Origin of the sequence: Halosimplex amylolyticum (genome assembly GCF_051414035.1) — an archaeon.
Classification (GTDB): Archaea; Halobacteriota; Halobacteria; order Halobacteriales; family Haloarculaceae; genus Halosimplex; species Halosimplex amylolyticum.
The window spans coordinates 18,461-43,624 of sequence record NZ_JBLKNW010000011.1; the positions used below are offsets into that span (position 1 = coordinate 18,461).

23 protein-coding genes and 1 pseudogene are annotated in these 25,164 nt (G+C 70.5%); 13 read left to right on the top strand and 11 right to left on the bottom strand.

Annotated features, from left to right (window positions below; all coding sequences use genetic code 11):
* Positions 1-16: 16 nt before the first annotated feature.
* Both ACMGFE_RS24100 and ACMGFE_RS24105 read right to left on the bottom strand, forming a co-directional pair.
* Entirely contained in the window at positions 17-1,159 is a 1,143-nt protein-coding gene (locus tag ACMGFE_RS24100; protein WP_436927821.1) for an NAD(P)/FAD-dependent oxidoreductase, read from the bottom strand.
* Complete coding sequence (locus ACMGFE_RS24105; protein ID WP_436927822.1) at positions 1,160-1,936, bottom strand: DUF7388 family protein; 777 nt, start codon at positions 1,934-1,936, stop codon at positions 1,160-1,162. It lies immediately after the preceding gene.
* Between the two features lie 110 nt (positions 1,937-2,046).
* Here ACMGFE_RS24105 and ACMGFE_RS24110 point away from each other — a divergent pair, with 110 nt between their 5' ends.
* The gene (locus tag ACMGFE_RS24110) at positions 2,047-2,520 is read left to right on the top strand and encodes a redoxin domain-containing protein (protein WP_436927823.1); all 474 of its coding nucleotides are present in this window, start codon (positions 2,047-2,049) and stop codon (positions 2,518-2,520) included.
* A gap of 137 nt (positions 2,521-2,657) precedes the next feature.
* On the opposite strand, the gene ACMGFE_RS24115 is transcribed toward ACMGFE_RS24110, so the two are convergent.
* Positions 2,658-3,239, bottom strand: a complete 582-nt coding sequence (locus ACMGFE_RS24115; protein WP_436927824.1) for a response regulator — start codon at positions 3,237-3,239, stop codon at positions 2,658-2,660.
* A 137-nt stretch (positions 3,240-3,376) separates the two neighbouring features.
* Here ACMGFE_RS24115 and ACMGFE_RS24120 point away from each other — a divergent pair, with 137 nt between their 5' ends.
* Positions 3,377-3,652 (top strand): hypothetical protein, encoded by a 276-nt coding sequence (locus tag ACMGFE_RS24120; RefSeq protein WP_436927825.1) that lies wholly within the window; start codon positions 3,377-3,379, stop codon positions 3,650-3,652.
* A 45-nt stretch (positions 3,653-3,697) separates the two neighbouring features.
* Here ACMGFE_RS24120 and ACMGFE_RS24125 read toward each other — a convergent pair whose 3' ends face one another.
* Together ACMGFE_RS24125 and coxB are read right to left on the bottom strand one after the other, a co-directional pair.
* The gene (locus tag ACMGFE_RS24125; RefSeq protein ID WP_436927826.1) at positions 3,698-4,135 is read right to left on the bottom strand and encodes a MaoC family dehydratase; all 438 of its coding nucleotides are present in this window, start codon (positions 4,133-4,135) and stop codon (positions 3,698-3,700) included.
* A gap of 94 nt (positions 4,136-4,229) precedes the next feature.
* On the bottom strand, positions 4,230-5,018 hold the full coding sequence (coxB, locus tag ACMGFE_RS24130; RefSeq protein WP_436927827.1) for a cytochrome c oxidase subunit II: 789 nt from the start codon (positions 5,016-5,018) through the stop codon (positions 4,230-4,232).
* Between the two features lie 263 nt (positions 5,019-5,281).
* Between coxB and ACMGFE_RS24135 the strand changes: the two genes are divergently transcribed.
* Positions 5,282-6,670, top strand: coding sequence for a heme o synthase (locus ACMGFE_RS24135; RefSeq protein WP_436927884.1), 1,389 nt, complete (start codon positions 5,282-5,284; stop codon positions 6,668-6,670).
* 3 nt (positions 6,671-6,673) lie between these two features.
* Entirely contained in the window at positions 6,674-7,354 is a 681-nt protein-coding gene (locus ACMGFE_RS24140; protein ID WP_436927828.1) for a DUF7546 family protein, read from the top strand.
* 71 nt (positions 7,355-7,425) lie between these two features.
* Here the strand turns inward: ACMGFE_RS24140 and ACMGFE_RS24145 are convergent, their stop codons facing one another.
* Positions 7,426-12,492, bottom strand: coding sequence for a right-handed parallel beta-helix repeat-containing protein (locus ACMGFE_RS24145; protein WP_436927829.1), 5,067 nt, complete (start codon positions 12,490-12,492; stop codon positions 7,426-7,428).
* A 471-nt stretch (positions 12,493-12,963) separates the two neighbouring features.
* Here ACMGFE_RS24145 and ACMGFE_RS24150 point away from each other — a divergent pair, with 471 nt between their 5' ends.
* The 4 genes from ACMGFE_RS24150 to ACMGFE_RS24165 all read left to right on the top strand — a co-directional run bounded on the left by ACMGFE_RS24150 (position 12,964) and on the right by ACMGFE_RS24165 (position 16,553).
* Positions 12,964-13,194: an Rdx family protein gene (locus tag ACMGFE_RS24150; RefSeq protein WP_436927830.1), complete on the top strand. Its 231-nt coding sequence runs from the start codon at positions 12,964-12,966 to the stop codon at positions 13,192-13,194.
* Positions 13,195-13,285: 91 nt separating this feature from the next.
* Positions 13,286-14,461 (top strand): polymer-forming cytoskeletal protein, encoded by a 1,176-nt coding sequence (locus ACMGFE_RS24155; RefSeq protein ID WP_436927831.1) that lies wholly within the window; start codon positions 13,286-13,288, stop codon positions 14,459-14,461.
* A 362-nt stretch (positions 14,462-14,823) separates the two neighbouring features.
* Positions 14,824-15,765 (top strand): ABC transporter ATP-binding protein, encoded by a 942-nt coding sequence (locus ACMGFE_RS24160; protein WP_436927832.1) that lies wholly within the window; start codon positions 14,824-14,826, stop codon positions 15,763-15,765.
* Positions 15,762-16,553, top strand: coding sequence for an ABC transporter permease (locus tag ACMGFE_RS24165; protein WP_436927833.1), 792 nt, complete (start codon positions 15,762-15,764; stop codon positions 16,551-16,553). Before ACMGFE_RS24160 ends, ACMGFE_RS24165 begins: the two co-directional genes overlap by 4 nt.
* Positions 16,554-16,601: 48 nt before the next feature.
* Here the strand turns inward: ACMGFE_RS24165 and ACMGFE_RS24170 are convergent, their stop codons facing one another.
* Positions 16,602-17,861 carry an ATPase domain-containing protein gene (locus tag ACMGFE_RS24170; RefSeq protein WP_436927834.1) on the bottom strand — a complete coding sequence of 420 codons (1,260 nt, stop codon included), beginning with the start codon at positions 17,859-17,861 and terminating at the stop codon, positions 16,602-16,604.
* Positions 17,862-17,925: 64 nt separating this feature from the next.
* Positions 17,926-18,582 (bottom strand): DUF420 domain-containing protein, encoded by a 657-nt coding sequence (locus tag ACMGFE_RS24175; protein WP_436927835.1) that lies wholly within the window; start codon positions 18,580-18,582, stop codon positions 17,926-17,928.
* 156 nt (positions 18,583-18,738) lie between these two features.
* Here ACMGFE_RS24175 and ACMGFE_RS24180 point away from each other — a divergent pair, with 156 nt between their 5' ends.
* The 5 genes and pseudogenes from ACMGFE_RS24180 (at position 18,739) to ACMGFE_RS24200 (ending at position 23,149) form a co-directional block, all read left to right on the top strand.
* Positions 18,739-19,158, top strand: coding sequence for a cobalamin B12-binding domain-containing protein (locus tag ACMGFE_RS24180; protein ID WP_436927836.1), 420 nt, complete (start codon positions 18,739-18,741; stop codon positions 19,156-19,158).
* Complete coding sequence (gene meaB, locus ACMGFE_RS24185; RefSeq protein WP_436927837.1) at positions 19,155-20,360, top strand: methylmalonyl Co-A mutase-associated GTPase MeaB; 1,206 nt, start codon at positions 19,155-19,157, stop codon at positions 20,358-20,360. Before ACMGFE_RS24180 ends, meaB begins: the two co-directional genes overlap by 4 nt.
* Before the next feature lie 124 nt (positions 20,361-20,484).
* On the top strand, positions 20,485-21,438 hold the full coding sequence (locus tag ACMGFE_RS24190) for an alpha/beta fold hydrolase (protein WP_436927838.1): 954 nt from the start codon (positions 20,485-20,487) through the stop codon (positions 21,436-21,438).
* 52 nt (positions 21,439-21,490) lie between these two features.
* Positions 21,491-22,882: pseudogene (locus tag ACMGFE_RS24195) on the top strand (rhamnogalacturonan lyase); the annotation flags it as partial.
* Between the two features lie 48 nt (positions 22,883-22,930).
* A complete protein-coding gene (locus tag ACMGFE_RS24200) occupies positions 22,931-23,149 on the top strand; it encodes a hypothetical protein (RefSeq protein ID WP_436927839.1) in 219 nt (72 codons plus the stop codon).
* Between the two features lie 24 nt (positions 23,150-23,173).
* Here ACMGFE_RS24200 and ACMGFE_RS24205 read toward each other — a convergent pair whose 3' ends face one another.
* The 3 genes from ACMGFE_RS24205 to ACMGFE_RS24215 all read right to left on the bottom strand — a co-directional run bounded on the left by ACMGFE_RS24205 (position 23,174) and on the right by ACMGFE_RS24215 (position 25,108).
* Positions 23,174-23,560, bottom strand: coding sequence for a Zn-ribbon domain-containing OB-fold protein (locus tag ACMGFE_RS24205; protein ID WP_436927840.1), 387 nt, complete (start codon positions 23,558-23,560; stop codon positions 23,174-23,176).
* Positions 23,557-24,723 carry a thiolase domain-containing protein gene (locus ACMGFE_RS24210; RefSeq protein ID WP_436927841.1) on the bottom strand — a complete coding sequence of 389 codons (1,167 nt, stop codon included), beginning with the start codon at positions 24,721-24,723 and terminating at the stop codon, positions 23,557-23,559. Before ACMGFE_RS24210 ends, ACMGFE_RS24205 begins: the two co-directional genes overlap by 4 nt.
* 109 nt (positions 24,724-24,832) lie before the next feature.
* The gene (locus ACMGFE_RS24215) at positions 24,833-25,108 is read right to left on the bottom strand and encodes a DUF7111 family protein (RefSeq protein WP_436927842.1); all 276 of its coding nucleotides are present in this window, start codon (positions 25,106-25,108) and stop codon (positions 24,833-24,835) included.
* Between the last annotated feature and the right edge of the window lie 56 nt (positions 25,109-25,164).

Genomic DNA, 25,164 nt, shown 5'->3' on the forward strand with positions numbered 1-25,164 from the left:
GCGCCGTATCTCGCCGCTACTCCTCGACGGTCATCCCCTCGACGACCTCGAACGTCTCGTCGCCCTCGAAGCGGCGCGGATCGAACGCGTCGATCCCGTCGCCTCCGAGGATCTCCGCTGCGATCCGCTCGCCCAGCGCCGGCGCACGCATGAACCCGTGGCCGTGCCAGCCCGTGGCGACGTAGAGGTCTGGTTCGATCCGACCGAGCAGCGGGTCGCGGTCGGGCGTGGCCGTGCAGAGGCCCGCCCAGGAGCGGCGGATGGCGAATTCGCGGGCCGCGCCGCGGTCGCCGACGGACTCGGCGAGCCAGTCGAGCGACGCGCGCTCGAAGGCGGGGTCGGCGTCAGCGTCGTAGTCGTCGGGATCGAACTCCCGTTCCTGTGTCCCGTCGCCGACGAGGAGCCCGCCGTCGAGGGGTCGCGCGTACCGGCCCTCCGTGGCGTCGTAGCAGGTCGGGACGGTCTCGGCGTCGGCGAACGCCCTGGTCGCGAGCGCCTGCACGCGGTAGGGTTTCATCGGGATCGGGACGCCGACGCCGGCGAGCAGTCGTTTGGTGTGCGCCCCGGCGGCGACCAGCACGGCGTCGAACGACTCCCGTCCGGCGGGCGTCTCCACCGCGGTGCCGTCGTCCGCGAGCGCTACCTGCGTCTCCGTTTCGACGGAGGCGCCGGCCGCGGCCGCACGCTCGGCCATCGCGCGCACGTACGTCGCGGGGTCGAGATAGCCCGCGTTGCGCGCCACCGCGGCGGCCGCGACGTCGACCGACGCGAGCGCCGGGAACCGGTCGCCGAGTTCGTCTGCGTCGGCGTCGAACAGTTCCACGTCGCGCCCGTTCGCGCGCATCCGCTCGGCACTCTCGCGGACGGCGTCGGCGCGGCGGTCGTCGCCCGCTCGCGCGAACCAGACGTAGGGGTGGTCGGTGAAGACGATCGCCCCCGCTGCGCCGAGTTCGCGGAACCGTTCGACGGCGCGCTCGGCGACGGCGGCGTCGACGTCCTCGGCGAAGGCGTCGTAGGCGATGCCCGCCGCGCGGCCGGACGCGCCGCTTCCCACCTCGCCGCGTTCGTAGAGGGTCACGTCGGCGCCGCCGCTCGCCAGGTCGTGAGCGGCCGTCACGCCGAGGGCCCCGCCGCCGACGACGGCCACGCGCCGGGACATCTACAGGAAGGGCTCCAGCCCGCGGGCCGGGTAGCCGACGACGTGGTCGGCGCCGGCGTCCCGGAGCGCTTCGACGCGCTCGGTCACGCGGTCGACGTCGCCGACGAGCCCGTAGTCGCGAACGGCCTGCGAGAGGACCTCTCGGGCGCGCCCGCCGGCGCTGGCGTCCGTCGACGCCCCGTCAGGGAGCGCGGATCTGACGGGGGCGCGACGGGCGGCGTAGGCCCCGAGGGCGTCGAGGACCGCGTCTTCCTCGTCGGTTAGTACGGTGGGGGCGTAGACGGCGACCTCGCCGTCGTAGCCGGCCTGTCTGAGCGCGCGGAGGCGGCGGTCGGTAGCCGGGCCGAGCAGTTCGAACTGGGTGCCGCCGACCGCGAGCGCGATGCGTTCGATCCCCTCGGTGCCGACCCAGGGGTCGCGGCTCCGCGCTGCCGCCGCGCGGAGTCGCGGGGCGACAGCGCGCTGACGCTCGGTGTCGGTGAGGTACGCCGGGTGGCCGGCGACGAGCACGCGTCGGACGCCGTCCGGGAGCGCCGTCGAGAGGTCGTCGTCGCCCAGCGGGTCGAAGCCGTCGGCGCGGACGGGCGTGGTGACGCGCAAGTCCGTCTCGGCGGCCACGTCCGCGATCGTCTCCGGCGACGGCAGGTGCTCGCGGCCCTCGTAGTCGACCGCGAGCGCGTCGACGTCGAGGTCGACGGCGCGCTCGACGTCGACCTCCGCGGGTTTGATGGCGACCGCGTCGATCCCCGCCCGTGCGAGCGTCGCGCCCTGGAGCATCTGTGGTACCCGTCGCTATCGAGCGGCGGGGAAAAGCTCTGTCGCTTCGCCCGACCGTCGCGACCACCGACCGCTTTATGCCGATCTGCACCCAATTGTCGAGACCCCAGATGCTCACCGACGGAGACGCCGCCCCCGACTTCATCCTCCCGGGCACCGACGGCGACGACGTCCGCGAGTACATGCTCGCCGAACACACACGAGACGGGCCCGTCGTCCTCGCCTTCTACCTGTTCGACTTCCACCCGGCCTGTACCGACGAGCTGTGCGCGATCCAGAACCTCGGGTGGTTCGACGTGCGCGACGACGTGACCGTGCTCGGCGTCTCGCGCGACAGCGCGTTCAGCCACCGGGCGTTCGCCCGCGAGCACGACATCACCTTCCCGCTCCTCGCTGACAGCGACGGCGCCGTCAGCGAACGCTACGGCGTCCGCCTCGACGAACTCGCCGGCCACCGGGACGTCTCGAACCGCGCCGTGTTCGTGATCGATGCGGCGACGAAGGTCCGCTACGCGTGGGCCGCCGCCGACCCGTCCGAACAGCCCGACTGGGACGAGGTGCGAGCTGCGCTAGACGGGCTGTGACGCGAACGAGCTCGTGACGCGGACGGGCTCGTGACGCGAACGGGCTGTGACGCGGACGGACCCGTGACGCGGACGGACCCGTGACGCGGACGGACCCGTGACGCGGACGTGCGCTGGCCACTGCGGTCGCGGGCCGCTCACGGAGAGTTGCGGCCGATGTCCCGGAAGGTCGCGAGGATCTCCTCGAAGTCGTCACGGGACGCCTGGAGTTCGCGACCCAGGCGCTCGGCCTCGCGCTTTCGCTCCTCGTACTCGTCGCTCTCGGCGAGTTCCGCGGGCGTGAGTTCCGCTTCGAGGACCTCGATCTTCGACACGACGGCGAAAAACTCCTCCAGCTTCGGGTCCCCAGACTGCTTGCTGTCGATCTGCTGGTCCAGCGTCCTCAGGAGCGTCTCCGTCTCGATGGGCTTGGAGAGGTAGTCGTCGAAGTCCATCTCCAGGATGTTCAGGTTCGGGTCGACGGCCGTCGTCATCACGACCACGCAGTCGTAGCCGCGCTCGCGGATCGCCGCGAGCACCTCGTCGCCGTGCACGTCCGGCATCCGCCGGTCGAGCAACACCGCGTCGACGTCCTCGTCGATCGCCTCCAGCGCCTCCTCCCCGCCGTACGCCACGCGGGTTTCGTAGTCATCCTGTAACTTGAGCGCGAACACGTCCGCTACTTCTTTCTCGTCGTCGACGACGAGGACTGTCGGTCGACCGCCGACACTCGGGGACACGGCTCTGGTCCCCCTCGGGACTGCCCGGATTTGACTCTGTTGACCTGTGACCGACCCACCCGCCCGCTCGCCGGAGCCGGAGTGTTCCGGCGACAGTGTTATATGTGAACAAGTCCCACGATACGTCGGGGATACTGATGCCACAGCACCCAGACTGGTTCCGCGGCGCGGACGCAGCGATCTTGAGTTACCTCTCGCGGGAGCGGCCGACGTACGTCCCGCTCATCGCCAACCGTCTGGGAATGCCGACCGACTACGTCCAGGAGCGGACGGATAAACTGGTCGAGAGCGACCTGGTCGAGCCGGTGAGCGCCGAGGTCGTCTACCGGATCACCGAGGACGGCGAGCGACACCTGGAGGCCTACACCGAACGCGAGGGCGTCCCCGAGCCGGGACTGGTCGCCGGCAACTGAGGGCGAGCGCTCCGGTTTCGCGACGGCTCCGTGGCCGTCGGCGAGCTACGGCGCTTCGCGGCGTTCGTAGAGGACGAGGCCGACCATCGAGAGGGCTTCCTCGCCGTCGGCCTCGGTCGTGATGGCGACGGAGACGAGGCCGTTGTCGTCGTCCCAGTCGTCTTTGTCCGCGATCTCGGTCCGAACGGTGAGTTCGTCGCCGGGCCTGACTGGTCGACGCCACCGGAGTTCGTCGACGCCGATCGCGCCACGCGTCGCGCCGTCTGCGAGGTGGTGGTCGACGAGTAGCCGCATCGTCATCGCGGCGGTGTGCCACCCGCTCGCCACCAGCCCGCCGAACGGCGAGTCCGCCGCGGCCTCGGGGTCCGTGTGGAACGGCTGCGGGTCGTAGCGCTCGGCGAAGGTCGTGATCTCCTCGCTCGTCACCTCGTAACTCCCGAACTCGGCCGTCTCGCCGACGGTGAGGTCCTCGAAGTACTGCATCAGGCGGCGGTAGGGGCCGGCCGGTCAAAAGCGCACTAGCCGACGCTGTCAGAGCGTCTCGAAAGAACCCGGAGAAACCAGCCGCGAGTCGGATTCAGGGACTGAGCGCGCCGGTCTCGTTGCCCGCGGTCTCGTTCCCGGACGCGGTGTCACCGCCGGAGTCGCCGTTCTCGGCGAGCCAGCTCTGGAACTCGTCCTGGCTCCGCACCTCGACGGTGCCGAGCATCTGGGAGTGGCCGACGCCGCAGTACTCGGCGCAGTATAGCTGGTACTCACCGGTGTCGGTGGGCTTGGTCAGGAGGTAGTTCGACTGACCGGGGAACGCGTCGGTCTTGAGTCCCATCCCGGGGACGTGGAACGCGTGGAGCCAGTCCGTCGACGTCACGTTCAACCGCACTGGCCGGTCCGTCGGCAGGACGAGCGTGTTCGCGTTCGTCACGCCCTGTTCGGGGTAGTTGAACTGCCAGTTGTACTTCTGTGCGGTCACCTGCACGTCGAGGATCTCCTCGTCCTCGGCGACGGTGTCGACGCCCGCGTCGGCCCCCGTGGCGGTGACGTAGGGTTCGGCGAGCACCTGATACGAGGCGACGCCGACGAACAGCAGGATGACGGCCGTCGCGACGGTCCAGGTGATCTCCAGCCGGCGGTTCTCCCGCGTCGGGAGCGGCGACTCGTTGTTCTTGAACTTCCAGACGGTGTAGAAGAGGATGGCCTCGACGAGCACCGTGATCGGCACGGCGATGTACATCAGCTGGTTGTTGAGGTCCCAGATGAGTTTTTCCGTGGTCGAGTCGGCCCCGGACTGGGCGGCGGCGGGCTCGATCGCCACCGCGGCCAGGACGGCCGCGAACAGCGCCAGAAGTGCGACGCGCTTACCCTTCATTGTTGGATCGGGCTTGGGATTGTCCGCATATTAACGTGCTGAATCCCGTCGCCGTGTTCGAAAGATGATGATACTTCCAGACTGAATCTTTCGCCGAACGTGTGCGGGTGTCGCGAGCGCTCGCCGCCTTTTTTGGCGCAGAGGACGGGACCGAAGCGCGAACACTAAGTGCAAACGCCCCAAAGTCGGGGCAACAGCGGGGTACCCACGTGTTCAAACGCGACGTACGACCCGACGTCTCCGGTTTGCTCGCAGCGACTGCGATGGGCGTCTACCTGCTCGTCGTCGCCGGCGCGACGGCGTCCATCGCGGACGCCGCGCGGGCGTGTACCACCTGGCCGGGCTGTCGGGGCCCCGTCACATTCGCCGATCCCGCGCTACTCATCGCCTGGGGCCATCGGGCGGTTGCGCTGCTCGTCGGCTGCCTCGCGCTCGCGACTGCCGTCGCCGCGTTCCGCGCCCGCCACCGACTGCGACGGCGCGTCCTCGCCGCACTCGCCCTCGGGATCGCCCTCTTCCCCGTGCAGGTCGGCATCGGCGCCGTCGTCGTCACGTCCGGCCCGACCGACCTGCTGACCGGCGCGCATCTCGTCGTCGGGATGGTCCTGTTCACGGCGCTGGTCGTCGCGCTCGCGTGGGACCTCGAACCCGAGACGTCCGACGCGCCTTCCGAGGGCTGGGCCGTCGAACCGGGACAGGGGACAGCGGATTCGTCGGACGAGCCCGCGGCAGCCGCCGCGGAGACGTCGCCCGCCTCGCCGGCCGACCTCCCGCCGGTTCGGCGCGCGACGGCGACGCTCTCCGCGTACTTCCGCCTGATGAAGCCGCGCCTGATGTGGCTGCTCTGTCTCGTCGCCGCCGCCGGCATGGCGCTGGCCTCGACCGGCGGCGACGACCTGACCGTCAGCACGGTCGTCCTCACGCTCGGCGGGGGCGTCCTCGCCATCGGCGCGTCGGGCACGTTCAACCACGTCCTCGAACGCGAGAAGGACAAGAAGATGGACCGCACGTCGGACCGCCCGATAGCGACCCACCAGATCCCGGTCCGACGCGCGGTCGCGTTCGGCGTCGGCCTCGCCGGGCTCTCGCTCGCCGTGTTCGCGCAGGTGAACCTGCTGGCGGCCGCGCTCGGCCTGTCGGCCATCCTCTTCTACAGCGTCGTCTACACGCTCGTGCTCAAACCGAACACCGTCCAGAACACGGTCATCGGCGGGTTCGCCGGGGCGCTCCCGGCGCTCATCGGCTGGGCGGCCGTCACCGGGACCTTCGGCCTGCCGGGCCTGGCGCTCGCGGGCGTCATCTTCCTGTGGACGCCGGCGCACTTCTACAACCTCGCGCTCGCGTACAAGGAAGACTACGCGAAGGGCGGGTTCCCCATGATGCCTGTCGTCCGCGGCGAGGCCACAACCCGCAAGCACATCCTGTACTACCTCGCCGCCACCCTCGTCGCTGCCGTCGCGCTCGCGGCGATGACGGGACTGGGCTGGCTGTACGCCGCGACGACCTGCGCCTTCGGCGGCGTCTTCCTCTGGACGGTCCTCCGACTGCACCGCGAGCGCACCGAGTCCGCGGCGTTCCGAGCGTTCCACGCCTCGAACGCCTACCTCGGCACGCTCCTGGTCGCCATCGTCGTCGACGCGCTGGCGGTCTGACCGATGGCCACCATCGACACCGACGCGCTCGGCGACCGGCTCCGACCGCGCCGACAGACGCTGCTGTGGGGCGCGCTCGTGCTCAACACGGAGGTGCTCCTCGTCCTCGCGTACGCGGCGTTCGGCGCGCAGGACCTCCTCTCGATCGGTGGGCTGCGGCTGTGGATCTACCCGTTCGTCTGGATCAACGTCGCGCTGTGGGCGGTCGTGCGGACCGACCCCGCAGCGGCGTCGACCCGCAACCGCCGCATCGCGGCGGCACTCGCGGTGGGGTACTTCGGGGTCCTCGCGTACACGGGCGGGCTCGTCGGCCCCGGCCACGGGCCGACGACCTACCGGGTCTCGTGGGCGCTCCCGCCCGGCTGGTCGCCCGCGTTCCTCCTCAACGGAGGCGGGCTCTCCCTGACGCTCATCCCCTACAAACTGATCGGCTACGCGACGCTCGCGTACCTGGTGTACGCCACGGTTCTGGACGCCGCGCGGTCGGCCGTCACCGGCGTGCTGGGGCTGCTCTCCTGTGTCTCGTGTAGCTGGCCCGTCATCACCTCGCTCGCGACCGGCCTCGTCGGCAGCGGCACGGGCGTCGCCGCCGCCGTCTCGGACGGCTCCTACGGCATCTCGACCGTCGTCTTCGTCGTCACGGTCGCCCTGCTGTACTGGCGACCGTTCGGCCGCGACGAGTGAGTCGCGAGGTGCTCACGTAGTTCGACCGCGAAAAGTAGCCGACCGCGACTGGCGACCGGTCTCCCGAACGATCAGCGCTCGTCTCTGCGCCGCATCGCGATCAGCGCAGCGCCTAGCGCCGCGAGTGTCCCGATAGGGGTGAAGCCCGGCCCGTCCGCGCTCGTCGCGGTCGCCGTCGCGTCCTCGGGGGCTGTCGGTGCCTCCGTGGCCGGCGCGGGCGGCGTGGCGGTCGGCGTCGGAGCGGGTGCGTCGGTGGACGGCGCGGTCGTCGGGGGCGAAGTCGTCGGCGTCGCGGTCCCCGTCCCGACCGTCGGCGTCACGGTCGTCTCCGCGGGAGTGGCGGTCCGCGTCGCCGTGTCGGTCGTCGGTGCGGGCGTCGGCGTCTGCGTCGGCGCGTCGGTCGGCGTGTCCGTCGACGCGGACTCCGGCAGGACGACGACGTCGACGATGTCCGCGTCCGTCCCACCGCTCCCGTCGGAGACCGTGAGCCGGATCTCGATCTCGGTTCGCGACTCGACGGTGGGCGCCGTGACGGTCGGTCGCGAACTGTCGGCGTCACGGATGGTCACCGGCGGGTCGGTGCGCGGGTACACCTGGGTCCACTCGTAGGTCAGGCCGTCGCCGGACCCCGTCCCGTCGAGCGTGATGCGTCCGCCGCTCTCGACTGTCCGGTCGGACCCCGCGTCGGCCGTGGGGCCGCGGTCGTCGGACGAGTTGTCCGTCGACTCCTCCGAGGGCTGGGAGACGACTGCGAACGTCGAGAACCCCGGCGTCGTGAACCGGATCGTCGCCGTGGAGCCGCTCGTACTGACGACGGTCGTCGGCAGCGACTCCCACTGGCCCGCGTCGTCGTCGAACCGCGCGACCGTCAGCGACGACGCCGAGACGCCCGCCGGCAGGTCCAGCGTGATCGTCACCGTCGCGCCGACGTCGGGGTCGCTGAGGCCGCTGACGTCCAGCGACAGGTTGGCGACGACGCCGTCGAGCCCTCCGATCTGTGTGGCGAGCGCGCTCTTCCCGCCAGGTGTGTCCAGCGAGCGGAGCGTCGCGGTCCGCAGCGTCCCGGTGACCGAGTCGTCGAACGCGAAGTCCAGTTCGCTGACCGGACCGCTGTCCGGGGTCACGCGCGCGCTGTCGCCGTCGACCGCCGTCTCGTCTGCCGCGACTTCGTTCGACGGCTGGCCGGTGCTCGGGAGCGAGAGGACGATCTCCCTGGGTCCGTCGACGGTGACGGTCGTCGCGGCCGCCGCGAGGCCGCTCTCGGCGCTCGGCGCGGCCTCGGCGTGGACGATCCCGGCCAGTTCGATGGCGTTCGCCGCACCCGAACCGGTCAGTCGACCGTCCGCGCCGGTCGTGGCGCCGAACAGCCCGAGCAGCGCGCTGGTCTCGTGGGAAACGTTCACCCGCGCGCCGGCGACGCCGGCACCGCTATCGCGCTCGACGACGCGGAACGTGACGGCGTGTGCGGACGGGAGCGCGCGCGAGAGGGTCGCGTTGTCGGCGACCGAACCGAGCGTGAACAGGTCGGGGGAGCCGTCGGCGGGCGCCGGGCCGCCCGACGCGTTGATCTGGACGTAGAGGACGTGGTACGTCGGGCCCTTCGGCGCGAGGAGCGAGTATTCGCCGTTCGCGTCGGTCTGCCCGACGAGGCCGTCGTCGACGTCGAGTTCGCCGTCCGGCAGGAGGACGATCGCGTCACCGGCGGCGGGCGAGCCGTCGGCGGTCGTGATCGTCCCGTCGACGCGGATGGCGTTCGAACCGGCCTCCGTGAGGGGACCCACGGCGGCCGTCGCGGACTCGCCGCCCGCGCCGTCGTTCCCCGCGCGGTCGACCGCGGTGACGAGCGTCCCGGTGTACGTCCCGTTGGCCGGGACGGACGCGAGGGCGACGTAGAGCGACGAACCCGCGGTCGGAACCGCCGATTCGGGGGCTCGCATCGATGCGGACGCGGGCCCGCCGTCGATGGGGCCGTCGGTGACTGGGCCGCTGCGGGACAGGGTGTCGAAGTCGTGCTCGTCGAGCGTCGCGACGAGCGTCCCCGCGTCGTCGCGGATCTCGACCGACAGTCGCGCGAGCGGTTCGCTGGCGTTGACCGCGACCGCGACGTCGCGGCCGGGGCCCTCGTCGACGCGGAACTCGTGGATCGTCGGCGCCGTCGCGTCGGTCGCGATAGAGCGGTCCAGTTCGAGGTACCGCCAGTCGCTGTTGGCGTTCCCCGACGCGTCGGTCGCGGTGACGGTGAGACTCAGGAACCCGTCCGGGTCCGCACTGGCGGCGTCGACGGTGAACGTCCCGTCGTAGTGACCGTCTCCGTCGCCGTCGGTGAGAGCGACGACGCCGGCGCCGAACCGCGAGGCGTCGACGGTCACGGACGCGACGCCGCTCTTCGCGTCGCTCGCGTTCGCGCGCACGGTGATCACGTCACCGTCGGTCACGAACCCGTCACCGAGCGGGTCGTCGATGCCCTCGACGACCAGCGTCGGGGCGGTGAAATCGCGCGCAGTGACGAGCGTCAGCGCGTTCGTCGTCGCGTAGCCGCTCGTTCCTCGCGCGTTGACGGCCTCGACGTCGAGCGAGTACGCGCCGTCGATGGACGCGTTCGCCGCGTCGACCGTGAACTCGCCCTCGTAGACGTCGTCGCCGTCGGGGTCGGCGAGTTCGACCGTTCCGGCGCCGAACTCGGTGGCGTCGACCGAGACGGTGTCGACGCCGAACGCGTCGGTCGCGGTGGCGGCGACGGCGATGCGGTCGCCGTCCCCCACGTCGTCGTCTGCGCCGTCGCGATTCGACAGCGTCGCGCCGGTGACCTCCGGCCCGGTGCTGTCCGCGTCGAGGACGAGCCACTGGCTGCGCCACCACGAGTTGCCGGCCTCGTCGGTCGCCTCGATCCGGACGTACTTGACGCCGTCCGCGCCGGCCTCGACGGCGTCGACCGCGACGGTGCCCTCGTACCTGTCGCCCTGCCCGGTCGCGGTGGGCTGGAGCGTCACGTTGGGGACGCCGATCGGTTCCGTGACGGCCACGACCGTCACGTTCGAGAAGTCCTCGAGTTCGACGACGAACGTGACGTCCTCCCCGTGGCCGACGACGCCGTCGTCGTCCGCGTCGGTGATGCTCCAGTCGTGGACCGTCGGGTACTTCGTGTCGAGGTCGAGCCAGGCGGTCCGTGTGGCGGTTCGGCCGCTTCCGTCCGCCGCTTCGACCTCTAGCCACTTGCGTCCCTCCGAGGGGTACGGCACGTCGACGGTGAACGACCCCGTGTACAGCCCGTCGCCGTCCGGGTCGGAGAGGTAGACCGTGCCCGCACCGAACCAGTTGGCGTTGACTGTCACCGAGTTCACGTCCGAGCCCTCGACCCTCGCGCTGACGTCGACAACGTCGTCGTCGACGACGAGTCTGTCCCCGTCGCCAGCGTGAATCAGTTCGAAGGAGGTCACTTCGAGCGGTTCCGTGACGGTGACCTGGACCGTTTGGCCGCTCGCGCCGTCGTTGCCGTTGCCGTCGGCGGCGGTCACGAGCGTCACGTCGTACTCGCCGGCCGCGATACGGCTCTCGTTCTCGTAGGTGTACGTTCCGGAGCCGGCCTCGGTGAAGTCGGCGAGCGCGAGCGCCGCGACCTGCCCCGAGGCGTTCGAGACGGTCACGTCGAGCGCGGCGAGCGCCTCGTCCGAGTCGAACGACACCGCGAGCCGCCCGTCGGCCGGGCTGGTCGCCGCGAAGTTCGATATCGCGGGTGCCTTCGTGTCGGGCGCGAGCGGTGCGTAGACGCCCGTCCCGACAGTCGCGGAGACGGTGTTGCCCGCGGCGTCGAGCGTGCCGCCGGTCTCCGTCCACGAGCTCCCGTCGTAGTTCCACATCGACAGGTCCGCCTCGGTCACGTCCGCGACCTGCGTGTCGGTGTAGTGAACGTCGAGCGACAGCGACCCCTCGACCTCGACGAACCGGTCGACGTCGTCGCGGTCGGCCGGCGGTTCGACGGGAGCGTGGCCGTCGACGGACGCGGTCGACGCGGTGAAGGAGACGCCCGGTCCGCCGTTCTCGACGACCAGGCGCTCGACGGTGAGCGGACCGGACGAGTCGAGCGTCGCCGCCCACTGCGTGTTTCCGATGGCCGTGTTGTCGCTGACCGTCGCGCTCCCGACGTTCGAGAGCGAGAGCCCCGACTGCCTGTTGTAGTCGAGGGCGTTGTTCGTCGCCGTCACCGCGGTCACGCCGCTCACCCGGAGCCCGTGTTCCTCGTTACTGCTGAAGGTGTTGCCGTCGAGTTCGGTCCCGTCGCCGGTGACGACCGCGCCCGACCAGTAGACGTCCCTGACCGTGTTGGCGGTCAGGACGCTGTCGGCGGACCGGACGTAGATCCCCCGCTGGACGACCTGTGAACTCGACGTGCTCTGCCCGTAGACGTAGTTCCCGTCCACGGTCGTTCGGTCGCTGCCGGTGTCGAGCAGGATACCGGCCCGAACCGTCCGGGTCGACACCCACGGACTCCCGCGGATCTCGTTGCCCGAGAGCGTGTTGTCCGGCGCCGCCTCGAGCTGGATGCCGACGTCCGCCGGATCGTAGACGTCGTTGTTCTCGATCACGTTGTCAGCGGAGTCGGCGACGTAGATCCCGCTCCCCGACTGGCCCGCGGCGCCCCACTCGCCGAGCCTGTCGACGGTGTTGTTCCTGACGAGGTTGCCCGTCGAGCCGCCGTAGAGGGCGATCCCGTTGCCGTACGCCCCAGGTCGGCTGTCACCGGACTCGGGTTCGACGACGACGTCGGAGATCTCGCCGCCCGTCGCGCCGTAGAACCGGACGCCGGTCCCGAAGTACCGAGTCGTCACGTTGGTGACGACGACGTTCGACCCGCCGCTCACGCTGACGGCCGACGGACCGTTCGACCCCGTGAACTCGATCACGTGGCCGTTCCCGTCGAACGTGACGTCGTCGGCGTTGATCTGGATACAGTTGCTCGTGTCGCCCGTCGCGACGTCGGCCGACAGCGAGTACGTCCCGGGCGAGTCGATGGTCTGACATCCGTTGATCTGCGTCGTCGCGTTCGCCGCGCCGACCAGGCCGACCCCCGGCGCGATCACCGAGAGCAGCACCATCGACGCGACCAGCGTCGCGAGACCCGACTGAACCGTCCGCTTCATCGGACGGGTCCTCGAACAGCTGTTTCCCTGCGCGATGCTCCCCGTCGCCGTTGCTTGTCCTGCGTCGTCATTGCTACCCACGAAAACCCCCGTCCGTACCCACGACGGACGGCCCAGTCTTCGACTGTCCCTACCAACTGCTCACGTTCTCATAACTTTTACTATAATATCGTCGAACGTATGTTTGCGTCTTGCTCCGGGCGATATCGTGCCTTCACTGACAGTACGCCGGAGTCAGCGGCTTCGATATCGGTCGCGCTGGTCTCGTTCGCACTGGTCTCGGTCGCACTCGTTCCGCTCGTGCTGGTCTCGGTCGCACTCGTTCCGCTCGTGCTGGTCTCGGTCGCACTCGTTCCGCTCGTGCTGGTCTCGGTCGCACTCGTTCCGCTCGTGCTGGTCTCGGCCGCTCCGATCGTCGATCGGGATCGGAATCCAGACACGCTTATCGGCGCTCGCGACCGAAGACGCGGTATGACACGAGTCACATTGACGTACTGTGTCCCCTGCGGATTCAGGGAGCGCGCGCTCGACACGCAGGAAGCGATACTCACGAGTCTCGAGACGGAGCTCGACAGTTTCGAACTCGTCATGGGCGACCACGGCGTCTTCCGGGTCGAAGTCGACGACGAGATCGTCTTCGACAAGGAGGTCGACGACTTCGACGTCGACGGCATCGTCCGCGACGTGCGGAACCGACTCTGAGACAGAACTTTACTTAACTATTTCCCCGACTTGCCGGGTCGGAAAGTCGCGTTCGGTACTTACCGGGAACCGGTGTGACGGTTTAGCTGCAATGGCCCCTCCCACTCCAGACCCGCGCACGTCGCGGGCCATCGTACTCGTGTGTAGCCTCGTCGTCGCGCTCGCGCTCCTCCCGGGCGCGGCGGTCGCAGCGCCCCAGGACGCCGACAGAGTGGTCGACCCGGACGAGACCGTCTCCGGCGACCTGACCGTCGTGACCGGGGACGTCCTCGTCCGCGGCACCGTCACGGGCGACGTCACTGCCGTCGCCGGGTCGGTCGAAGTAGCCGACGGCGGCGAAGTCGACGGCGACGTCACCTCCGCCTCCGGGTCGGTCACGGTCGCGGGAACGGTCGACGGCGACGCCACCGCGGCGTCCGGATCGGTCGACGTGACCGGTGACGGCCTCGTCGCGGGGAGCGCCAGCGCGGGCGGTGGGTCGGTGACCGTCGCCGAGGGCGCGACCGTCGAAGCGGACGCGAACGCCGGCGGCGGCGACGTCGAAGTCGCCGGCACCGTCGACGGCGACGTGGCCAGCGGTCAGTCGGTGGTCCTCGAATCGACCGCGACCGTCGGCGGCGACGTCACCTACCACGAGACCGTCGACCGCGAGGGCGGCGCGACGGTCGGCGGGACGATAACCGAGAAGTCGAGTACGGGCTGGCACGTCGGCGACGTCGAGGTCGGCGTCGGTCTCGGCGAGGCGTTCGACGGCGTCTTCTCGCCGCTCCTCGGCCTCTACTGGACGCTGCTGTCCCTGCTGATCGGCACTGGCCTGCTCGCGCTGTTCCCCCAGTTCTCGGCTGAACTGGTCGAAACGGCCGTCGACAACCCCGCGCGGACCGGCGCGGCCGGACTGGCGGCGCTGTTCGCCGTCCCCGTCCTCCTGATCGCGGTGACGCTGACGATCGTCGGCATCCCCCTGGCGCTGGCCGGCGGCGCGCTGTTCTGGCTGGCCGTCTGGGCCGCGCTCGTCTACGGCCAGTACCTCGTCGGACGGTACGCGCTGAACGCGGCCGACGTCGACAACCGCTGGGCCGCGCTCGTCGCCGGCGTCGTCGGCGTCGAAGCGATCGGCTGGATTCCGTACCTCGGCGACCTGGTCACCTTCGTCGTCCTCCTCCTCGGCCTCGGCGCGGGGGCGCTCGTCGTCGCCGCACGCTGGCGAGGTGACGGCGACGACGGCGTCGAGACGCCGCCCCCCGACCCGGCGCCGGGAGCCGTCTGAGGACGGCGGCTCTCGAACGGTACCCCCCGCTGGCGCTTCCCCTCCGCATCGCCCCGCCGACGCCCTCCACATCGCCCTGCCGACGCCCTCCACCCACCCTCGCTGACGCCCGTCCCCCTCCATCGCCGACGCTCGCCGCTCTCCCCCGCTGACGCTCGGCCCACCGTCATCCCGCCGACGCCCTCCACCCACCCCCGCTGACGCCTGCCGCCCTCCCCCATCGACGCCCTCCGTCCGCCCCCGCTGACGCTCGTTTCGGCCCTCCGTCGATGCGCTCTCTCGCCCCACCGCCGTTTCCTCGTTTCACCGCTCGCCCGCGGCGAACCGAACCGCCTTTGCGACCCCGAGTGCTGGGATCGCCTATGACAGCGACGCTCGTCGCCGAGGACGTGCGGCGGACCTACGGCGACACGGTCGCGCTCGACGGCGTCTCCCTCTCGGTCGACGCGGGCGAGGTGTTCGCGCTGGTCGGCCCGAACGGCGCAGGCAAGACCACGCTCGTCCGCGCGCTCACGGGCACGACCGACGCCGAGGGGCCGGTCGCCGTCTTCGGCGCGGACCCCCGAGAAGTCGACCGCGAGCGCATCGGCCTCCTCCCGCAGGCGTTCGACCCGCCGGCGCGGCTCACCGCCCGCGAACTCCTCACCTACTACGCCGGCCTCTACGACGACAGCCGGGACGTCGACGCGGTGCTGGCCGACGTGGGACTGACCGGCGCCGCCGACACGTGGTACGAGAACCTCTCCGGCGGGCAGCGGCGGCGCACCTGCGTCGGCGCGGCGCTCGTGAACGACCCCGACCTCCTCTTCCTCGACGAACCGACGACCGGCATCGACCCCGCCGGTCGCCGGTCGCTGTGGGACCTCCTCGAATCGCTCGCCGCCGGCGGGGCGACCATCTTCCTCACCACGCACGACATGGCCGAGGCCCACCGGCTGGCCGACCGCGTCGGCCTGCTCGCCGACGGGCGTCTCGTCGCCGTGGACGAACCCGACGCCCTCGTCGCCGAGTACGGCGGCGAGAGCCGCCTCGTCGTCGAGACCGACGCCGACCCGGCCGCGCTCGACCTGCCCTATCCGGCCGAGCGGTCGGGCGACTCGCTGGTCGTCTCGGACGTCCCGCCCGAGGCCATCGGCGACGTGGTCGACGCGCTCGACGCCGCGGGCGCGAGCTACGACGCCCTCTCGTGGAGCGAGCCAGACCTCGAAGACGTGTACCTCCGGCTGGCCGGCGGAGGCGGGGACGAGTACGACTATCGAGGGATCGACCGAGCGACCGCGACGCCCGCGGAGGGCGAGCGATGACACGGACTGGCCGTGTCGCGGCCTCCGTCCGCGCCGGCTGGCACTCGTTCCTGCGCCGGCGAACGGCCGTCTTCTTCACCTTCTTCTTCCCGCTTCTGATCGTCGTCATCTTCGGCGTGCTCGTGCAGACGCAGCCGACCGCCGGCGGGGGAAGTGGACTGTTCACCGAGCCCGCCGTCTACTACGTCCCCGGCTACCTGGCCGTGGTCGTCCTGTTCACGCCGCTGTCGCGGGTCGGGAGCGAGGTGGCGCGCCACCGCGACGGCAACCGCTTCGAGAAGCTTGCGACGACGCCGCTGTCGCGGACCGAGTGGCTGCTCGCCCAGACGCTCGTCAACGTCGTCGTCATCGGCCTCGCCGCGCTCATGCTCCTCGCGCTCGTGGTCGGCCTGACCGACGCCGCCATCCCGCTCACCCTGCCGGTCGTGGGGCTGCTGGTCGGCTACGTCGTCCTCGGAGTCACGCTCTTCTGCGGCGTCGGCGCGCTCATCGGCTCGCTGGCCGACTCCCAGGACGGCGTCATCGCGACGAGCAACACCATCGCGCTCCCGCTGCTGTTCCTCTCGGAGACGTTCGTCCCGCTCGACATGCTCCCCGCGTGGTTCCGCCCCGCGACCGCGCTGTCGCCGCTCACCTACTTCGCCCGCGGCGTCCGCGCGACGACCGACGGCGGCGACGTCCCTCCGATCGGTCCGCTCGCGCCAGAACTGGGGTACCTGCTCGTCCTCGCGGGGCTGACGGTCGTCTTCGTCGCGCTCGGCGCTCGCGCGCTCCCGCGGACGGACTGAGCAGCTAGCCTTCTCCGTCCGCACCCCGCGTCCAGGCCGTCGAGACGCTCATTCTGTCCCGCCGTCGGCTGTGTCGTCTTCGGTCGCTTCCTCGGCGTCCCTGTTCCCGTCCGGCGACTGGTCGTCGGCCGAACCCCCCTCCGCCGTCTGTCCGACCGGCGGCCCCTGGCTGTAGCCGGTGCTCACAGCCCCGTTCTGGCCTGCGTCGGACCGGGGTCCATCGCTCGCGGTCTGGCCCGCGCCGTCCTGCGCGGCGGGCGCGTCCTCGTCGGGCGGTCCCTCCCGGAGGTCGACGGTGACGATCCCCTCGCCAGCGGTGTACTCGTAGGAGACCCACTTCGGGAGGGTGAGCACGCCGCTCATCTTGCGGACCCGGATCTGCTTGACGAGCGACCCCTCGATCAGTTCCTCGTTGAGATTCAGCTCGACGATGCCGTCGACCATGTAGTTGAGGTCGTGCGGGAACTGCTGGTCCTCGCCGGTCACCGTCGCGCCGGCGTAGATGGGGACGAAGCGGCTCTTGCACACCTCGGCGCGGACGTCTTTCAGGAACGCGTAGGCCTTGACCGGCTGGACCAGCGCGCCGAACTCCGTCAGCGAGTCGACGACGACGATACCACGGTCTTCCATCTCACGGGCTTCGAGCACGCCGTCGATCCGGTTGCTCAGTTCACCCAGTTCGGTCGGGTCGCGGACCTGCGTCGTCGCTTCGGCCGCGACGTCCGAGAGGAAGGCGTTCCACTCGTTGAGCCGGTCGTACATGCGCTCGCGGTTCTCCAGACGGTACGTGAAACAGTCGAGGATCTGGAGTTGTCCCGACTCCAGGTAGGGGAGGACGTTCCAGTCCAGCGTGACGAACTCCTGGACGACGGACATCGGCGGTTCGAGGAACGAGACGTAGACGGCCGGCTCGCCGCGCAGGAGCGCCCGCCAGACCAGTTCCGCCTGGATCGCCTCGGTGCGCGTGCCCGCGAGGTCCGTCAGGAGGACGAAGGAGTTCCGAGGGACGCCCTGCGGGAGGCTCTCGTCGAGCGGCGCGACGCCCGTCGGCACCCGGCGGAACCCGTGATACTGGGTGAACACCTTCTCGTGCGTCCGGGCGGACTCCCGGCAGGACTCACAGCAGTAGGCGTACTGCTCGCCATCGTACTCGGCGGTGACCGGCGCTCCCGGGATCGGGAGCCGGCAGAAGTCACAGCGGCCGGTCTCCGGTGCGGGCTGGCCCTGTCCGCCGTGGCGGGCGGTCGCCTGCGCTGCGTCCGTTCCGGCCGGCGGGTCGTCGGCGGGCGCGTTCGGCTGCTCGGCCATGCGAGCGAGTAGCACTCGCTGGCGGAAAAGCAGTCGGGGCGCGTGTGGGTGCGCCGGACATCGGTCACTCGTCGTCGGAGCCGCGGGCGACGAACGCCCGGATCGACGGCCCGACGGCGAGCACCAGCAACGCGGCGTGTCCGCGCTTCTCCCACATGTAGACGTGGTTGAGCAGGAGGTAGGTCACGATGCCGAGGAAGAGGCTGAGCGACCACGCGGCGACGGCGATCCGGCCGACGCGGGCGTGCGAGGTGTCGCGTAGCTCCGCGGGGCTGTGAGTCAGCCCCAGCACGACGGCGTGGAGGACGACCGGCACCGCAAGCGCCGAGAGGAGGATGTGGATCGCGAGCATGGCGAGGTACGCGTAGTAGACGACGCCGGAGGCGAGGATCGACTTCTCGAACCCGCCGCCGACCTTCAGCAGGTACATGACGAGGAAGACGAGGATGAGCGCGAACGCCGTCAGCATCGCCGTCCGGTGTTTCGCCACCTCGCCGCGTTTGATGTACCGGACGCCGACCAGGATCGACACGAGCGCCAGCGAGTTCACGGCGGCGATCGCGTCGCCCAGCAGGATGACGGCGGCGTCGCTGATCGACGGGAACGGCGCGTACGGCGTGAACGCGCCGATGACGAGCACGTACCCGATAGCCGAGAGCACGGCCGTCACGCGCCGCGGGTTCGCCCGGGCCCTGGACTGGAGGGAGTCGGCGACTGCCATACCGATCCTGTGGACGCCGTCGGTATACCCGCTTCGGAATCGAGGATGCCGGACGGACCGGACTGTCGAGCCGAACTGGAACGGACCGGACCGGGAACCGCGCGTCTCGCAAAAATCACCGCAAACGTGAAACCGGAACCGGACCAACTGCCGGGCATGAGCGCAGAGCAGGGTCAACGCCAGATCCGCTGTCTCGTCGCCAAGGTCGGCCTCGACGGGCACGACCGCGGCGCACACGTCATCGCGCGGGCGCTGCGCGACGCGGGCTTCGAGGTCATCTACTCCGGACTCCACCGCTCGCCGGACGAGGTCGTCCAGGCGGCCGTCCAGGAAGACGTCGACGTACTGGGCATCTCCATCCTCTCGGGCGCTCACAACACGCTCGTCCCCAAGATCATGGGCGGGCTGGAAGAGTACGGCGCCCGCGACGACACGCTGGTGCTGGTCGGCGGGATCATCCCCGACGACGACAAGGATCTGCTCTACGACGAGGGCGTCGCCGAAATCTTCGGTCCCGGCGCGTCGATGGACGAGATGATCGACTACATCCGGGAGCACGCACCCGAGCGACGATGACCGAGGGGGACCCCGACGGTCGGGGCGACGACGCCGACGTGGCCGATGGCGATGATGCGGACGTCACCCAATCCGACCGGGACGAGGGCGCTGGAGACGTCGAACCCCTCATCGCGGACCTGCTCGACGGGAACCACCGGGCGCTCGCCCGGACGATCACGAAGATCGAGAACCGCTCGCCGGGCTACCGCCGGCTGGTCTCGCAGCTCCACGCGCACACCGGGCACGCGGACGTGATCGGGATCACCGGCAGCCCCGGCGCCGGCAAGTCGACGCTCGTCGACAAGCTCGCGAAGGCCTACCGCGACCGGGGGCTGACCGTCGGCGTCATCGCCATCGACCCCGCCTCGCCCTTCACTGGCGGCGCGGTCCTGGGCGACCGCATCCGCATGGCCTCGAACGTCGGCGACATGGACGTGTTCTTCCGGTCGATGTCCGCCCGCGGCACGCTCGGCGGCCTCTCGACCGCGACGACGGACGCCGTGAAAGCGCTCGACGCCTTCGGCAAGGACAAGATACTCGTCGAGACCGTCGGCGCCGGCCAGAACGAGGTCGACATCGTCCGCACGGCCGACACCGTCGCCGTCCTGGTCCCGCCGAGTAGCGGCGACGACGTCCAGATGCTCAAGGCCGGCATCCTGGAGATCGCCGACCTCTTCGTCGTCAACAAGGCCGACCTCGACGGCGCCGACCGCACCGTGCAGGAGCTCCGGGAGATGCTCCAGTTGCGCGACGGCGACGTGCAGGTGGGTGGCGGCCACCACGGTTTCGAGGAGACGACCGTCGACGTCGGAGGCGGGGGCGAGGGCAGGAGCGGGAACGGGGGCGGGGGTGGAGACTCGGCAGCCGATGGCCCAGCGGTGGACGACGCCGATGCAGTCGAGCCCTGGGACCCGCCGATCGTCGAGACGGTCGCCAACCGGGGCGAGGGGGTCGACGACTTCATCGACGCCCTCGCGGCCCACCGCTCGCACCTCGTAGAGTCGGGTCGCCTCGAATCGAAGGCGCGGACTCGCTACGCCGAGGAGATCCGGACGCTCCTGCGCGAGGACGTCCGCGGACTCCTGGCCGACGAGATCGAAGCGCGGGGCGGCCTGGACGAGCACGTCGACGCGGTGCTCCGCCGGGAGACCGACCCGTACACCGTCGCCGAGGAGATCCTCGAACCGCTGGCCGACTGCGTTGCAGAGCGCCGGGAGTGAGCGTCCGCCGGGTCGCCGGTTTGCGAGCCGTTTTCCGGCCCAGCGAGCGCACTTGCGGCCGGCCGTGAACCGGTCCTGTGTGCAGTGCATCACTTATAAGCGGCAGAGGCCCCTACATTCGGCCATGAAACTGCGGACTCTCGTCGGAGCGACGTTCGGTGCCGTCGGCGCGGCCGCCGTGACCAACCGCGCGATCGGCCGGCGGGCGGGAGAGCTGGGGCCGCCACTGCGTGGCGCGTCCGGCACCTACCGCTGGCGCGGCTTCGACGTGGCCTACACCGAGGCCGGCGACCCCGAGGACCCGGATCTCGTCCTCCTCCACGGGATCAACGCGGTGGCGACGAGCCACGAGTGGCGGCACGTGTTCGAGGAACTGGCCCGGGACTACCACGTCGTCGCGCCCGACCTGCCCGGGTTCGGGCTGTCCGACCGGCCCCCGCTGACCTACTCCGCGTCGCTGTACACGACGTTCGTCCGCGACTTCGTCACCGACGTGAGCGACGAGGCCGTCCTCGTCGCCTCGTCGCTCACCGGTGCGTACGCCGCCGACGCCGCTCGCGACCTGAACCTCTCGCGGCTCGTCCTGATCTGCCCGACCGCCGACACCGTCCCGGGTCGGCGGGTGTGGCTCCGTTCGCTGCTCCGCGCGCCCGTCGTCGGGCAGGCGGTCTTCAACGCCATCGGGAGCGAGCGCTCGATCCGGTACTTCCACGACGACCACGGCTACCACGACGCGTCGAACCTGGACGACGAGACCGTCGAGTACGAGTGGCAGACGGCCCACCAGCCCGGCGCCCGCTTCGCGCCCGCCTCCTTCGTCAGCGGCCACCTCGACCCCGACGTCGACCTGGGCGACTTGCTGGGCGACCTCGACGTCCCCGTCACGCTGATCTGGGGCCGCGAGAACGACATGCCGTCGCTGTCGGCGGGGCGCGACCTCGCGACGGTGGCCGACGTCGAACTGGTCTCCATCGGCGAGTCGGCGCTGCTCCCCCACGTCGAGCACCCGACCGAGTTCCTCCGCGTCGTCCGCGGCGAGGCCACCGAACACCCGGAGATCGGCGAGAGCGACGAATAAACCGGCGTGTCCCCGACCGTTTCTCGTCACAGACCGTTTCTCGTCGAACGCGGAGGACAACGCCCACGAGGGCCACACCAACCAGGTGATCCTCGACGCCTACGCGCTCGACGGGACCCGCCACTGGCGGATCGAACTCGGTCGCAATATCCGTGCCGGCGCGCACTACACCCAGTTCCTCGTCTACGACTTCGACGGCGACGGCCGCGCAGAACTGGTCTGCCGGACGGCCGACGGGACGGTCGACGCCGCGGGCACCGTCATCGGCGACCCCGACGCGCGCTACCCCGACGAGACCGGACGCGTCATCGAGGGACCCGAGTATCTCACCGTCTTCGACGGCGAGACCGGTGAAGCCCTCCAGACCGTGGACTTCGAGCCGGCCCGCGGGGACATCGCCGACTGGGGCGACGACTACGGCAACCGGGGCGACCGGTACCTCGCCTGCGTCGCCTACCTCGACGGCGAGTACCCGAGCATCGTGCAGGCCCGCGGCTACTACGAGAAGACGATGCTCGCCGCGTTCGACTTCCGCGACGGCGAGTTGACTCACCGCTGGACCTTCGACAGCACCGACCCCGGCAACGAGGCCTACGAGGGCCAGGGCAACCACCAGTTGAGCGTCGCCGACGTCGACGACGACGGCAAGGACGAGGTCGTCTACGGCGCCTGCGTCGTCGACCACGACGGCACCGGCCTCTACTCGACGGGCTGGGGCCACGGCGACGCGCTCCACGTCGGCGACTTCGACCCCGAGCGCGAGGGACTGGAGGTCTACCAGGTCCACGAGGAGGCCGACGCCGAGCACGGCGCGTCGATGCGCGAGGCCGGCACGGGCGACCTCATCTGGGGCGAGTACACCGGCACCGACACCGGCCGCGGGATGATCGCGGACATCGACCCGACCCATTCGGGCGCGGAGGCGTGGGCGCCCGCCGGCGTCGGCCTGTGGACCGCCGACGGCGAGAAGATCGGCGACGAGATCCCCCAGTCGTACAACTTCGGCATCTGGTGGACCGGCGACGTACAGCGCGAACTGCTCGACCACGACTGGGACGGCGACGCCGGCGTCGGCGTCGGGAGGATAGACCGCTGGGACCACGAGGCCGAGGAACTGGAGACGCTGGTCCGCTTCGACGGCACTCGGTCGAACAACTGGACGAAGGGCAACCCCTGTCTCTCGGCCGACCTCCTCGGCGACTGGCGCGAGGAGGTTATCTGGCGGACCGAAGACAGCGAGGCGCTCAGGCTGTACGCGACGACTCGGGAGACGGACCACCGGATCCCCACGCTGATGCACGACCCGATGTACCGGACGGCGGTCGCCTGGCAGAACGTCGCCTACAACCAGCCGCCCCACCCGAGTTTCTTCCTCGGCGTCGGCATGGACGACCCGCCGGACCCCGACATCGAACTGGTGGGCGACGGTTCGAACGGGGCGTAACGGGCACGGAACAAAACCGCCTTGACAGCGGTGGACGTACCGAGCGGTATGGACCCGGCCACCATCTTTCTCGGCGTCGTGTTGATCGGGCTGGGCGTATTCTCGATCGGCTTCCCGAACTATCTCCGGAGCTTCGTTTCGGCGCAGACGTGGCGGGACGACCCCGAACGAGCGGAACGTTACCAGCGGCTCTGGGCCTACGGCGTCGGGATCACGATCGTCGTGCTCGGGTTCGTCGTCGTCGGGCTGGGGATCGTGGCGTCCTGAACTGCGCCGTCGACACCCGCTGGACTACCGCGGCCGGAAGACGATGGCGCGATCCCCGGTGGTCTCGCGCTCGCCGACCTCGACGCCGACTGGCATCCCGACCTCGATGTCGTCGGGGTCGACGCCCCGTAGCAGGCCGGTCACGCGAACTGGACCGTAGTCCACGATGGCCGTGACGTACGGCGTGTCGGCGCTGAACTGCGGCGTCGCGACCGAGACTGTCGTGAACGTCGCCACCTCGCCCGAGTCGGGGAGCGGTGTCTCGGTCAGCTCGCGGCTCCCGCAGTCCGGACAGACCCGCCGCGGCGGCAGCCAGCCGTGGCCGTTCGCACACGCTACGTAGTACCCCTCGCCGTCCTCGATGGCGTCGAGCAGGTCGTCGTACTGCCCGTCTCTGGCTTTGTCGCTCATCCCATCACCTCCAGCACGTGGACGGTCGCACTCGCGACGGTTCCGCCGGCGTTGTGTGCGACGCCGACCCGCGCGTCGCCCACGTCGTCGGACCACGACGATTCGCCCTCCAGGAGCTTCGCGAGCGAGACGATCTGCGCGACGCCGGTCGCACCGACCGGGTGCCCCTTCGCCTTCAGGCCGCCGGAGAGGTTGACCGGCGTCTCGCCGGTGGCGTGGGTCTCTCCCTCGCGCGCGGCGGTGATCCCCTCACCAGGTTCGTAGAGGCCCAGCGACTCGATCGCGAGCACCTCGGCGATCGTGAAGCAGTCGTGGACCTCGGCGACGTCCACGTCGTCGGGGCCGACGCCGGCGTCGGCGTACGCCTCGTCGGCCGCCTTGTTCGCGGCCGGCGACTGCGCCAGGTGCTCGCGGTCGTGCAGGGCCATCCGGTCGCCGCCCTGGCCGGTGCCGGTGATCGCGACCGAGGCGTCGAGGTCGTGTTCCTCGGCGTACTCGGCGCTGGTCAGGACGGCCGCGCTGGCGCCGTCGGTGATCGGGCAGGCGTCGTAGAGCCCGAGCGGTTCGGCGACCATCGGCGCCCCCAGCGCGTCGTCGACCGTGATCTCCTTCCTGAGCTGTGCGTACTCGTTGGGGAGGGCGTGGTCGTGGTTCTTCACGGCGACGTGAGCCAGATCTTCGCGGGTGCCGCCGTACTCCCGGAAGTACGCGCGGGCCATCAGCGCGTAGGCGCCGGGGAAGGTCATCCCGGCGCGGATCTCGTAGAGGTCGTCCGCGGCGATGGAGAGCGCGTCCGTCGCGCCCGCGGTGCCGATGTTGGTCATGCGCTCGCTCCCCCCGACGAGGATCACGTCCGCTTCGCCGCTGCGCAGGTGTTTGACGGCTTCGCGGACCGCGGCGCCGCTGGAGGCGCAGGCGGCCTCGAACCGCGTGGCCGGGACGTCGAGCCCGACGGCTTCGGCCATCAGCGGGGCCTGGTGGCCCTGATGTTCGGCGAGTTCGCCCATGAAGTTGCCGTAGAACAGGGCCTCGACGTCGGCGGGGTCGACCCCCGAGTCGTCCAGCGCGGCCAGGCCGGCCTCCGCGAACAGGTCCCGGCCCGTCCGCTCGGAGTGCTCCCCGAAGGGGGTCAACCCGACGCCGGAAACGCGTGGGTGAGTCATCGACTATCCGTACGTACTCCAGGCGGTAAAAGGAGCGCGTTAATCTGTAAACCGATCGCACGATCGATCGCTCCGATCGCAAGAACGAGCGGGGATCGACTCCCTTCCGTCACATCCCCATGTCAGCCGCGGCGTCCGGCACGGGCAGGTCGTGGGCCGCGACGCCGAGCAGTTCGGCGGCGTGGTCGAGCGCCATATCGAACCCGTAGTAGCGTTCGAGTTCGTCGCCCTCTGCGCTCGGCCGGACTTTCAGCATGGCGTAGCCGTCCACGTTCTGGGCGACCGCGGCCGTCCGCCCGTCGCGCTCGAAGGTCAGCAGCCGCTCGGTGTCGGTCTCCTCGTAGCGGGCCGTGATCCCGTCGCTCGTCTCGGTCGCGTCGGTCATTGCCGAGAGTCAGTGGCGGTGATAGTCGTAGGCTTCGATCTCCCGCCGGCCCTGCC